This is a genomic window from Pseudomonas sp. VS40, assembly GCF_018587885.1.
Taxonomy (GTDB): domain Bacteria; phylum Pseudomonadota; class Gammaproteobacteria; order Pseudomonadales; family Pseudomonadaceae; genus Aquipseudomonas; species Aquipseudomonas pergaminensis.
In genome coordinates, this window is sequence record NZ_JAGYWD010000015.1 from 1 (window position 1) to 12,537 (window position 12,537).

A 12,537-nucleotide genomic window follows, 5' to 3' on the forward strand; every position below is an offset into this window, starting at 1 on the left:
TACACTGCGGTCCTCGGACGGTTGCAGACTGACGCCCGGCGAGCCGGCACGCAATTTCAAGGTTAACAGCGCGCCGCCTTCCTTGTGGTTGGCAAACAGCAATTCGCCGCCAAAGGCACGCATCAGGATGTCACTGACCACCACGCCCGGCCAATCCCGCGACAGGCGCGCAGTGAGGCCGGTGGCTTCACCCAGGGTCAGGACTTTCAGCCCGGCCAGGTCCAGGGTCTGGCACAGGGCCTGACGCAGGTGTGGATCGTCGTCGATCAACACCACCTGAATCTGGTTATCGATACTCATACACTGCGGTCCTCGGACGGTTGCAGACTGACGCCCGGCGAGCCGGCACGCAATTTCAAGGTTAACAGCGCGCCGCCTTCCTTGTGGTTGGCAAACAGCAATTCGCCGCCAAAGGCACGCATCAGGGTGTCACAGATCGCCAGCCCCAATCCGAGACCCTGGGTGCGGGTCTTGGTGGTGTAGAACGGCTCGCTGGCGCGTCCCAGGGCTTCCATGCAAAAGCCCGGGCCATTGTCGCGAATGTACAGGTTGACGCCCTGATCGGTGGTTTCGGCACTCAGCCACAGTTTGCGCGGCGGCCCTTTTTCGGTGAGTGCATCGAGGGCATTGGCCAGCAGATTGCCGAGTACCTGGCGCAAACGGGTTTCGCCGGCCTGTACCCAGAGGGTGGCTTCGGGCAAATCACGGATCAGCTCCACCTCCATCGACCGCCGCCGCTTGCCCAGCAGCGCCAGCGCATCGTCCAGCGCCGGTTGCAGGGCCACGCTTTCGGGCGCATGGCGGTCGCGCCGGGCGAAGGCGCGCAGGTGCGCGATGATCGAGGCCATGCGCCCGGTCAATTCGCTGATCAACTTGAGATTGCCACGCGCATCCGTGGTGCGCTCATGGTCGAGGAGGATCTCGGCGTTTTCCGCATAGCTGCGAATCGCCGCCAGGGGCTGATTGAGTTCGTGGCTGATACTCGCCGACATGGTGCCCAGCGCCGACAGTTTACCTGCCTGCACCAGGTCATCCTGGGCGCGCACCAACTCTTGTTGGGCGTGTTCACGTTCCAGCACTTCCTGTTTCAGGCGCCGGTTGAGGCCTTCCAGGTCACTGGTCCGTTCGACCACGCGTGCTTCCAGCTCGCGCCGGGCCTTGGCTTCAAAGGCGATACGCTCCAAGTAATGGCGGCGACGTTGCATCATCAGGCCCAGCAACAACATCAACACCAGCAGCGTGGCGCCACCCACTGCAACCACCGTGCGTACCGGGCGGTTGATGAGCGAGCGCGGTGCGAGGATCTGCACATTCCAGCCGGTCTCGGCGATGGCCGTGGATTGGCGCAGCCACGCAGTGTCACTCAGGCTGAGCGGCTGCGGGTCGCGGGTCGGGTAGGGCTGGATCGCGATGATGGCCTGGCGCTCTTCGGCGGTCAGTGGCCGGGTGGCGCGGAATCGCCATTGCGGGCGTGACGTGAGGATCACCACGCCGTTATGGTCGGTGACCAGTAATTGTTCCGGCGTGTTGCCCCACAGGCTTTCGGTGTGGTCCAGGTCGACCTTGACCACCAGCACGCCGATGATCGTATCGCCATCACGCACGGCGGCGGCAAAGAAGTAGCCGCGTTTGGCCGAGGTGGTGCCCAGGCCGAAAAACCGCCCCAGGCGCCCGGCCATGGCTTCGCTGAAATAAGGCCGGAACGAGAAATTACGCCCGACGAAGCTGTCTTGTTTATCCCAGTTGGACGCGGCGAGGGTCTTGCCGGTGGTGTCCATCAGGTACATCACCTCCACCCCGGCCTGGGCGGCGACGTCCTTGAGCAGCAGGTTGGCGTTGACCAGGTTGGTGCTGACCTGGGGTGCGTCCAGTGCCGTGCGCAAGGCCGGCAGGTCACCGAGGATTTGCGGCAGCACTTCATAGCGGTGCAGGGTGCCCAGCAGGTTGGCCACGTAGAGGTCGAGGGTCTGGCGGTTCTGGCCGGCCAGTTCGCTGCGGTAATAACGTTCGGCCAGGTGCTCCAGTGGCCATAGCAGCGGCGCCAGGCACAGCGCCAGCAGGGCGAGGCTGCGCCAGCGGGGTCTACGCGGGAGGGATGGAGTCATGGGAATCGTGCGCCTGTGGGTACAGGCGCATTATGCCTAGTGCTGCTGTGCAAGACACTCGCGCAATGCGTCTTGCCACGCTGGCTGGCTGACGTGCCATTGCTGCTGCAGCCGGCTGCAATCGAGGCGTGAGTTCAGCGGGCGCTTGGCGGGCGTCGGGTAGGCACTGGACGGAATCGGCTCCAGCTCCGCGCAGGCCTTGCCCTGCTTGCGCAGGTATTCGCCGATGGCCTCGGCAAAACCGAACCATGAGGTTTCGCCTCGGGCGGTCAGGTGATAGACCCCCCATGGCCCCGGCTCGCCTGCTTGCCAGCGTTCAATCAATGCACGCGTGCTGTTGGCGATGCTGCCGGCCCAAGTGGGCGCGCCGATCTGGTCGGCGACGATGCGCAGGTGCGGTTTTTCCTGCAGCAGACGCTGCATGGTCAGCAGGAAATTCTTACCGTGGCTGGAATAGACCCAACTGGTGCGCAGGATCAGGTAGTCGCCGCCCACGGCCGTTATCGCTTGCTCGCCGGCCAGTTTGCTCTGCCCGTACACGCCCAGCGGGTTCGGCGTGTCGGCTTCGGTGTAGGGCGCCGGTTTACTGCCGTCGAACACATAGTCGGTGGAGTAGTGGATCAGCGGGATGCCCAGGGTTTTGGCCTCTTCGGCAAGGATGCCGGGGGCGATGGCGTTGATCGCAAACGCCAGCTCCGGTTCGCTTTCGGCTTGATCGACAGCGGTATGGGCGGCGGCGTTGATGATCAGGTCGGGGCGGTGGGCACGGACTTGCTGGCGGATCTGGTCGGGGTTGGCCAGGTCAAGTTGTTCGCGGCCCAGGACGATGAGTTCGCCCAGGCTTGGGAGCCGTTGTTGCAGTTCGCGGGAGACTTGGCCGTGCTGGCCGGTGATGAGGATTTTCATGGGAAGAGGTCGGCTTCCATCAGCGGTTTACCGGCCTGGTCCTTGGCGGACAACTGCGGTGCTACGGTCAGCTCCCAGTCGATGGCCAGGGTCGGATCACTCCACAGGATGCTGCGTTCAGCGCTGGGCTGATAGTAGTCCGTGGTTTTGTAGAGGAACTCGGCGTGATCGCTCATTACCACGAACCCATGGGCGAAACCTTCCGGCACCCACAATTGACGGTGGTTCTGGGCAGACAAGCGCACGCCAACCCATCGGCCGAAATTCGGTGAGCTGCGGCGGATATCCACGGCCACGTCCAGCACTTCACCGGCGGTGACGCGCACCAGTTTGCCCTGGGTGTGTTCGAGTTGGTAATGCAAGCCGCGCAGCACGCCCTTTTGTGAGCGCGAGTGGTTGTCCTGGACGAAATTACGCTTGAGTCCAGTGGCCGCTTCAAAGGCTCGGGCGTTGAAGCTTTCGTAGAAAAAGCCGCGTTCATCACCGAACACCTTGGGCTCAATGATGAGTACGCCGGGCAAAGCGGTTTCAACAATGTTCACTTGCTCTCTCCGGCCAGTGCATACAGGTATTGGCCGTAGCCGGTCTTGCCGAAGTACTTGGCGCGCTCTAGCAGGTGGTCACGGTCGATCCAGCCATTTTCATAGGCGATTTCTTCCAGGCAGGCGACTTTCAAACCCTGGCGATGCTCGATGGTCTGCACGTACTGCGAAGCTTCCAGTAAGCTGTCATGAGTCCCCGTATCCAGCCAGGCAAAGCCACGGCCAAAACGCTCTACCTGGAGGTCGCCACGCTTGAGGTAAGCATTGTTGACGTCAGTAATTTCCAGCTCTCCACGCGGCGAGGGCTTGACCGCCTTGGCAATCTTGATTACGTCGTTATCGTAGAAATACAGGCCGGTGACTGCATAGGACGACTTGGGCTTGGCCGGTTTTTCTTCGATGGAAAGGGCGCGGCCCTCCTTATCGAAGTCAATCACGCCAAAGCGCTCAGGGTCCTTGACCCAATACCCGAATACGGTAGCCCCGTGAGCGCGTTCGGCCGCCGTGCGCAATTGGTCGCCGAAGTGTTGGCCGTGGAAAATGTTGTCACCCAGGATCAGGCATACCGGGTCATCGCCGATAAACTCCTCGCCAATAATGAAGGCCTGGGCCAGGCCATCCGGAGTTGGCTGTTCGGCATAGCTGAAGCGCACCCCGAACTGGCTGCCATCACCCAGCAGGTTGCGGTATTGAGGCAAGTCCAGCGGTGTGGAAATTACCAGGATCTCCTTGATCCCAGCCAGCATCAGCACCGAGATCGGGTAGTAAATCATCGGCTTGTCATACACCGGCAGCAGTTGCTTGGACACGCCTAGGGTAATGGGGTGTAAACGTGTGCCGGAGCCGCCGGCCAATACGATTCCCTTCATCATGCAATCAGATCCTTACAGTCGGTATTGCCCAAACGTTCACCCTGATAACTGCCATCCTGGACCCTGCGGCACCACTCCAGGTTATCGAGGTACCACTGCACGGTTTTGCGCAGCCCGGTTTCAAAGGTCTCTTCCGGCGTCCAGCCCAGTTCGCGCTCAATCTTGCTCGCGTCGATCGCATAGCGCTGGTCGTGGCCCGGACGGTCCTTGACGAAGGTAATTAGGTCGGTGAACTGCTCGACATCGGCCGGGCGCTGTGGCGCCAACTCTTCAAGCAGGGCGCAGATGCCGCGCACCACGTCAATATTCTTCTGCTCGTTGTGCCCGCCAATGTTGTAGGTTTCGCCGACCACACCTTCGGTAACCACTTTGAGCAATGCTCGGGCGTGATCTTCGACAAACAGCCAATCGCGTACTTGCAAACCATCACCATAGACCGGCAGTGGCTTGCCCGCGAGGGCGTTCAAGATGACGAGCGGAATCAGCTTCTCGGGAAAGTGAAACGGCCCGTAGTTGTTTGAGCAGTTAGTCAACAAAACCGGCAGGCCATAAGTTCGCTGCCATGCGCGCACTAAATGGTCAGACGCCGCCTTGCTGGCGGAGTATGGGGAACTGGGCGCGTAGGGTGTGGTTTCGGTGAATAGATCATCCACACCATGCAGGTCGCCATACACTTCGTCGGTGGAGATGTGATGGAAGCGAAACGCTCGCTTGGCGGGCTCTTCGAGCTTCTGCCAATAGGCACGGGTGGCTTCGAGCAGACTGTAGGTACCGACGATGTTGGTCTGGATAAAATCCGACGGACCGTCGATAGAGCGATCGACATGGGACTCAGCTGCCAGGTGCATGATCGCCTCGGGCTCGAAGCGCGCCAGTACGGCGCTGACGGTGGCTTGGTCGACGATATCGGCCTGGACGAACTCATATCGGCTGTTGGACGCGATGCTGGCCAGTGACTCCAGGTTGCCGGCGTAGGTGAGTTTGTCCAGGTTGAGCACTTGGTGCTCGGTATTTTGAATCAGGTGGCGAATCAAGGCAGAGCCGATAAAACCAGCGCCGCCGGTGATGAGAATGCGCATGTCGGGGGCCTTTTCCTTAGACGGACATCAAGCGAATGAAGCATAGCTTGAGTTGTGCGGCGAAGTGGTGCAAGCGCGGTATGCGTAAGGGGTTGCATAAGCCCCTTGAACAATGGCGATATACACCCCTAAAAAAATCGAGGCCGACCCCATGCTGCTCGCCACCCTGATCCATCGCGCCAGTCTACCCTGCCCGCAAGTAGGCCCCGAACAGGCGGCGCAATTGCTCGAGCAGCATTACGGCCTAACTGGCACCTTGCAATCATTGGGCAGCCAGCAGGACCTCAACTACAAAGTCGACAGTGCCCGCGGCCGGTTTGTTCTGAAAATCTGCCGGGGCGATTACGCTGCCGTTGAGCTTCAGGCCCAGCACGCTGCGCTTAACAGCCTGCAGGCTGTGCGCGTACCCAAGGTCATCAAGGCCCTGACGGGTGAGGAGTTGTTGACCCTGACCGTCGATGGCCAAACCCTGCACGTGCGGGTGCTGGATTATATCGACGGCCAGCCGTTGACCCATCTGCCGCACGTGGGCCGCGAGGTGATCGCAGGGTTTGGTGACCTGTGTGGTCGAATGAGCCAGGCGTTGGCGCAGTTCGACCACCCGGGCCTGGCGCGTACGCTGCAATGGGACCCGCGCCACGCCCAGGCGTTGATCAAGCACCTACTGGCAACCTTGGACGATGTACCTCACCGTGACGCCCTCGAACGCGTGGCAGCACAGGTTGAAAACCGCCTGTGCGCCCTGGCCGACCATCTGCCGTGGCAAGCCGTGCACATGGACATCACCGATGACAACGTGGTGTGGCAGCGCGATGCGCGGCGGCACTGGCAGGTCCAAGGCGTGATCGATTTCGGCGACTTGGTGCACACCTGGCGCATTGCCGACCTGTCGGTGACCTGCGCAGCCCTGCTGCACCACGCCGAAGGTGACCCCTTTGCCATCTTGCCTGCGATCCAGGCCTGTCATGCGGTCACACCGTTGCAGCACGCAGAATTGCAGGCACTGTGGCCACTCATCGTCGCCCGTGCGGCGGTGCTCGTCTTGAGCAGCGAGCAGCAGCAACGGCTGGACCCGGATAACAGCTACCTGCTGAAAAACGCCGAGCATGAGTGGGAAATCTTCCATGTAGCGACTTCCGTGCCGTTTGAGCTGATGGAGGCGGCGATTCTTGGCTGTGTCGGGCAGGCACCGACGCCGCTCGACGGGCAGGGTTTTGCGCCCTTATTACCCGGGTTGGTAGGACGTGAGTTCGCATTGATTGACCTGGGCGTACTCAGCCCACATTTCGAAGCCGGCAACTGGGAGCAGCCTGGTATTGATCAGCGGCTGTTGCAGGACGCAGCGGTGGTGCATGGTTTGGCGGCGAGTCGCTACGGGCAATACCGTTTGTCGCGGACCCGGCCCGACAGCGCGGATGAACCTGAAACCTTCCCGCTGCACGTCGAGCTGTATGTGCCGTTGGGCACCGCCGTTGAATCGCCGTTCGCCGGGGTTGTTCGACTGGGTGCTGACGGCGGGCTTCACGTGCACAACAACGAAACAAACGTGCGGCTATGGGGTGTCAAAGCGCACTTGCAACCGGGTGCCGCAGTGCTCAAGGGCCAGGTGATCGGTGAAGTTGAAGGCCCGCTCACCGTGCAACTGTGCCGCACCGACCTGCCCGCACCGCTGTATTGCACGCCGTCCCGGGCACAGGCGTGGCAAGCGCTGTGCCCATCGCCGGCCGCGCTGCTGGGGCTGGCCTGCGATGCCGAGCCCGAGCTGGACCCCGAGGCGCTGCTGGCGCGCCGCGATGCCAGTTTCGCTCGCTCGCAAAAGCACTATTACGCCGACCCGCCGCGCATCGAACGCGGCTGGCGCAATCATCTGATCGACATGCAGGGCCGTTCCTACCTGGACATGCTCAACAATGTGGCGGTATTGGGCCACGGCCACCCGCGCATGGCGGCGGTGGCGGCGCGGCAATGGTCGTTGCTCAATACCAACTCACGCTTTCACTATGCGGCGATTGCCGAGTTTTCCGAACGCTTACTCGCGCTGGCGCCGGCAGGCATGGACCGGGTTTTCCTGGTCAACAGCGGCACCGAGGCCAATGACCTGGCGATCCGCCTGGCCTGGGCCTACAGCGGCGGGCGCGACATGCTCAGCGTGCTGGAGGCTTACCATGGTTGGTCGGTGGCAGCCGATGCGGTGTCCACCTCGATAGCCGACAACCCCCAGGCCCTGAGCAGCCGACCAGATTGGGTGCACCCGGTGACCGCGCCCAATACCTATCGCGGCGAGTTCCGCGGGCAGGACAGCGCGCCTGATTACGTCCGAAGCGTGGAACACAACCTGGCGAAAATCGCCGCAAGCAAACGGCAACTGGCAGGCTTCATCTGTGAGCCGGTGTACGGCAATGCCGGAGGTATTTCGTTGCCGCCGGGCTATCTGCAGCAGGTGTACGAGCGTGTCCGCGCCCAGGGTGGCGTGTGCATCGCCGATGAAGTGCAGGTGGGTTATGGCCGCATGGGGCATTTCTTCTGGGGCTTCGAGGAGCAGGGCGTGGTGCCCGATATCATCACCATGGCCAAGGGCATGGGCAACGGCCAGCCTCTCGGCGCGGTGATCACTCGGCGTGAAATCGCGGAAGCCCTGGAGGCCGAGGGGTACTTCTTCTCGTCCTCGGGTGGCAGTCCGGTGAGTTGTCGGATCGGCATGGCGGTGCTGGACGTGATGGCGGAGGAAAAGCTGTGGGAAAACGCCCAAGTGGTCGGAGCGCATTTCAAGGCGCGCCTGGAAGAACTGATCGATCGCCATCCGCTGGTGGGTGCTGTTCACGGTTCCGGCTTTTACCTCGGCCTGGAGTTGGTGCGCGACCGGCAGACCCTGGAGCCGGCCACCGAAGAAACCACGTTACTCTGTGACCGCTTGCGCGAGTTGGGGATTTTCATGCAGCCCACGGGTGATTATCTGAACATCCTCAAGATAAAACCGCCGATGGTCACCTCCCGGCGCAGCGTGGACTTCTTCGTCGACATGCTGTCGAAGGTGCTGGATGAGCAGCTGTAGTTAATCGATTGTTATCGGTTAATTAGTGTCATATTTATCGTCTATGATCTTTTGTTGCTTTTAAAGCCGATTTTTATCCGTTATAAAGTCGGCCTTTACCCCCATTCGGAGTCCTGATCGCCATGACCACCCTGCACAGCACCCCCCGCGCCGATGGCTTTCACATGCCTGCCGAATGGGCGCCACAGACCCAGGCCTGGATGGTCTGGCCCGAACGCCCGGACAACTGGCGCCTGGGCGGCAAGCCGGCGCAGGCCGCTCACGTGGCGGTCGCCAAGGCCATTGCGCGGTTTGAGCCGGTCACCGTGGCCGTCTCTGCCGGCCAGTACGAAAACGCCCGCGCGCGCCTGGATGTGCCGAATATCCGTGTGGTGGAGATGTCCAGTGATGACGCCTGGGTGCGTGACACTGGGCCTACCTTCGTGATCAACAACAGCGGCGAAGTACGCGGCGTGAACTGGGACTTCAACGCTTGGGGCGGTTTTGACGGCGGCCTGTATTCGCCGTGGAACCGAGATTCCCAGGTCGGCGGCAAGATCCTCGAGATCGAACGCGCCCCGCGCTATCGCACCGAAGGCTTCGTGCTGGAAGGCGGTTCGATCCATGTCGACGGTGAAGGCACCCTGATCACCACCGAAGAGTGCCTGCTCAACCGCAATCGCAACCCGCACCTGGGCCGTGCCGAAATCGAGGCTGTGCTGAGCGCCAACCTGGCTGTGGATAAGATCATCTGGTTGCCAGATGGGCTGTTCAACGATGAAACCGACGGCCATGTGGATAACTTCTGCTGCTACGTGCGCCCTGGTGAAGTCCTGTTGGCCTGGACTGATGACCCGCAAGACCCGAACTACGCGCGCTGCCACGCGGCCATGGACGTACTGCAAAGCAGCACCGACGCCCAAGGTCGCCCGTTCACAGTGCATAAAATGCCGATCCCTGGCCCGCTGTATGCCACCGAGGAAGAGTGCGCTGGCGTGGACCCGGTTGACGGCACCCAAGAGCGCAATCCTACCGTGCGGTTGGCCGGTTCCTACGTCAACTTCCTGATCGTCAACGGTGGCATCATCGCGCCGAGCTTCGACGACCCGCTGGACAGCCAGGCCAAGGCGATCCTGCAGGACCTGTTCCCGCAGCACGAAGTGGTGATGGTGCCGGGCCGCGAACTGTTACTGGGCGGCGGCAATATCCACTGCCTGACCCAGCAGCAGCCGGCCCCGCACAAAAACTGAGTGCAGTTGTAACAGCGCCATGACGGCGATCCGGTGCTGATCAGTTCAAGCGCCTACGACAAGCCCGCGGCCCAGACAGGTCGTGGGCTTTTTTGTGTCCGAGTGCCTATAAACACGGGACATTGGCATAGCTCTTGTATCGGTTTGGTCACAGTGGCCCAAGGCAGTGACTGCGCAGTTCTGTCATAAACCTTGAGTAAGTTAGCCGCTCACGCAGTAGGAGAGAGCGCTGAAATGAATGCCGATATCAACCCGATGTACACGCGCACGTTCCACCCCCTGCGGGTCAACGGCGACGCGATCCATGCACTGGCGCTCTGGTTGAAGGAAAACGGTTCGCGGCAGATCAGGCAACAACCAGACCTGCGCAGCGTGATGAGTGAACGCTACCCGGTGGGGTTGTTTAGCGAGGATGAAGTGCGCGCATTATGCGAATTGATGGCGCCCCTTTAGGAGCCGGCCGGTGATAGCGTCGGTGAAATCAGCGCATGACTTCAGGCCGCTATCGCCGTCAAGCCGGCTCCTATAGGTGGAGGTGGTGATTTAGAAACTGTAAGTGCCGGTGACGACGAGGCTGCGCGGTTCCCCTGGCTGAATCTGCGCCACACTGGTCGCTGAGGCGTAGTAGGTTTTATCTGCGATATTGTTCAGCGCCGCCGTGACATTCCATTCCTTCTGACGGAACCCGGCCAACGCGTCCCAACGGCCATAGCCCGGCAGCACCACGGTGTTGAGGCTGTCGGCATAACGGTCGCCCACCAGCGTCAAGCCGGTTTCGGCGTACCAGCCCATCTCCGGTTTCCAAGTGATGAACAGGCTGGCATTGCGCTTGGCCACGTCGCTGACGCGTTTGCCTTCAAAGCCGTTGTTGTCCTTCTCGACCTTGGCGTCCTGCACGCCCACGCCACCGCGTACGTACCAGTTACCAACGATCTTGCCGGTGGCGGTCAGCTCCACACCGCGTGAGCGCTGCAGACCGCTGAGCAGGGTGATGGTGCGGTCCAGCGGGTCGCTGGTGCGACGGTTATAGAGTTCCAGTTCGTACACGGCCAGCGTGGTGCTCAGGCGGTCGTCGAGCCAGTCGCTCTTGACCCCGATTTCCTTCTGCTTGGTCAGCTCGGGGCTCAGGTCGTTGACGCTACCGGCGGCGTTCGGCGTGATGCCGATCAGGCCACCGCCTGCCGGGGAGAACGTCTTGCTCCATGAAGCGTAGAACGAGTGGTGCTCCAGTGGCGTCCACACCAGGCCAAAGCGCGGGCTGGTGCTGTGGCTTTTGACGTCCTGCTGGGTGTTGAGCAGCTTGTTCTTGGTGTCGACTTCGAAGCGGTCGTAACGCAGGCCGGCGAGCACTTGCCACTGGTCATTCAGGCGCAGTTGGTCCTGCACATATACGGCGCGGCTGTCGACTTCGGTGTGGTTGTTGCTCGACACACTCATCCGCCCGGTGTGGCTGAGATTGCGATTGGGTTGGTTGAGGTCCAGGGGCGGTACGACGCGGCCGCCTTGTGCGACCGCAGTGGCGGTATACAGCTTCGGATCGCGACGCTGGCTGCCCAGCTCGAGGCCGGTGAGCAGACGGTGCTCCAGGCCGAAGGTGCTGAAGCCGCCTTCGAGCTCGACGTTATTGAATATATTGAGGGTGGTCAGGTCCTGCTGCCAGCGCTGGCGCGTGACACGATTGGTCGCCGGGGTGTAGCCGGTGGCGTAGGTGTTGTCGAAGTCGCTGTCGAGCTTGAACACACCCAGGGTCTGGCGCAGTTGCCAGTTATCGTTGAGCTCATAGGCCAACTTGGAGCGCAGCGACTGGGTTTTGTCGTCGATGTAATCGCGGCTGTCACCGTAGGTGGTGCTGCGGCTCACATCCGCGGGGCGGCCATTGACGCCGGGTATGCCACGGTCTGGCGTGCGGTTGTAGCGGCTGTATTCGTATTGCACCAGCCAGTTCAGGTCCGGCGTGAGTTGCCAGCTCATGGACGGTGCGAACAGCTGGCGGTTGCCGCTGACGCCATCGCGGAAGCTGTTGTTGTCCTGGTTCCCCATGTTCAGGCGCAGGCTGATGTTATCGGTGGGGTCGGTGCTGAGATCGGCGTACACACTACGTAAATCGTTGCTGCCACCTTGGGCCTCGATGCTCGATTTGTGTCCGGCCGTAGGCAGTTTGCTCACGCGGTTGACGATCCCTCCCTGACCGCCTCGCCCGTAGAGGACTGCTGCCGGCCCCTTGAGCACTTCGATGCGCTCGATGTTGTGCAGGTCGCGAATGTATTGGCTGTCGTCGCGAATGCCATCGAGGTAGAAGTCATTGCTCGCGTCAAAACCCCGGATGCGCAGGCTGTCGAAGCGCGTGTCGGCGCCGCTGCTCACGTTGGGGATACCGCTCAACGCCTGGCCCAGGTCATTGGTGCCATAGGCGCGCAGGGTTTCGGTCTTTACTGAATCGATGGCCTGGGGCACATAACGCACGGGCGTGGCGGTGCGGGTGGCGGTGCTGGTTTCCTTGACGCGTGGGTCGTCCTCGTCAGCTTCGGCACTGACCGAGGTTTCGGGCAAGGTTGTGGTCGCACAGGCAAAACCGGCAGACAGCAGAACAGAAAGCCCAAGGGAAAGGGGCGTCAGGCGAGGGGCTGGCATGGAGGAATGTATCCGAATTGTTAGGAAGGAAAGTTGCGCGTTAATGGTAATGCTTTGCATTTGCGCGCGTTATCCATTACCAAACGTGCCGGCCATGAAATATGTTACGAGATGTGTTTTT

10 protein-coding genes are annotated in these 12,537 nt (G+C 61.4%); 3 read left to right on the plus strand and 7 right to left on the minus strand.

Annotation, left to right across the window (positions count from 1 at the left end):
- From KHP07_RS29640 to rfbB, 6 genes are all read right to left on the minus strand, one after another.
- The coding region (locus KHP07_RS29640; RefSeq protein ID WP_502937545.1) for a response regulator at positions 1-300 on the minus strand (300 nt) is incomplete at its 3' end.
- Positions 297-2,105 (minus strand): sensor histidine kinase, encoded by a 1,809-nt coding sequence (locus KHP07_RS28425; protein WP_214498448.1) that lies wholly within the window; start codon positions 2,103-2,105, stop codon positions 297-299. The genes KHP07_RS29640 and KHP07_RS28425, both read right to left, overlap by 4 nt.
- A 36-nt stretch (positions 2,106-2,141) precedes the next feature.
- The gene (rfbD, locus tag KHP07_RS28430) at positions 2,142-3,011 is read right to left on the minus strand and encodes a dTDP-4-dehydrorhamnose reductase (protein WP_078046408.1); all 870 of its coding nucleotides are present in this window, start codon (positions 3,009-3,011) and stop codon (positions 2,142-2,144) included.
- Positions 3,008-3,553: a dTDP-4-dehydrorhamnose 3,5-epimerase gene (gene rfbC / locus KHP07_RS28435; RefSeq protein ID WP_214498449.1), complete on the minus strand. Its 546-nt coding sequence runs from the start codon at positions 3,551-3,553 to the stop codon at positions 3,008-3,010. Before rfbC ends, rfbD begins: the two co-directional genes overlap by 4 nt.
- The gene (rfbA, locus tag KHP07_RS28440) at positions 3,550-4,425 is read right to left on the minus strand and encodes a glucose-1-phosphate thymidylyltransferase RfbA (RefSeq protein WP_214498450.1); all 876 of its coding nucleotides are present in this window, start codon (positions 4,423-4,425) and stop codon (positions 3,550-3,552) included. The genes rfbC and rfbA overlap by 4 nt, the downstream gene beginning before the upstream one ends.
- Entirely contained in the window at positions 4,422-5,504 is a 1,083-nt protein-coding gene (gene rfbB, locus KHP07_RS28445; RefSeq protein WP_214498451.1) for a dTDP-glucose 4,6-dehydratase, read from the minus strand. Before rfbB ends, rfbA begins: the two co-directional genes overlap by 4 nt.
- A 151-nt stretch (positions 5,505-5,655) precedes the next feature.
- Between rfbB and KHP07_RS28450 the strand changes: the two genes are divergently transcribed.
- The 3 genes from KHP07_RS28450 to KHP07_RS28460 all read left to right on the plus strand — a co-directional run bounded on the left by KHP07_RS28450 (position 5,656) and on the right by KHP07_RS28460 (position 10,238).
- On the plus strand, positions 5,656-8,556 hold the full coding sequence (locus KHP07_RS28450) for an aminotransferase (protein WP_214498452.1): 2,901 nt from the start codon (positions 5,656-5,658) through the stop codon (positions 8,554-8,556).
- Between the two features lie 122 nt (positions 8,557-8,678).
- Positions 8,679-9,785: an agmatine deiminase gene (gene aguA / locus KHP07_RS28455; protein ID WP_078046413.1), complete on the plus strand. Its 1,107-nt coding sequence runs from the start codon at positions 8,679-8,681 to the stop codon at positions 9,783-9,785.
- A gap of 234 nt (positions 9,786-10,019) precedes the next feature.
- On the plus strand, positions 10,020-10,238 hold the full coding sequence (locus tag KHP07_RS28460; RefSeq protein ID WP_078046414.1) for a hypothetical protein: 219 nt from the start codon (positions 10,020-10,022) through the stop codon (positions 10,236-10,238).
- A 90-nt stretch (positions 10,239-10,328) separates the two neighbouring features.
- On the opposite strand, the gene KHP07_RS28465 is transcribed toward KHP07_RS28460, so the two are convergent.
- On the minus strand, positions 10,329-12,416 hold the full coding sequence (locus KHP07_RS28465; RefSeq protein WP_214498453.1) for a TonB-dependent receptor: 2,088 nt from the start codon (positions 12,414-12,416) through the stop codon (positions 10,329-10,331).
- Positions 12,417-12,537: the final 121 nt, after the last annotated feature.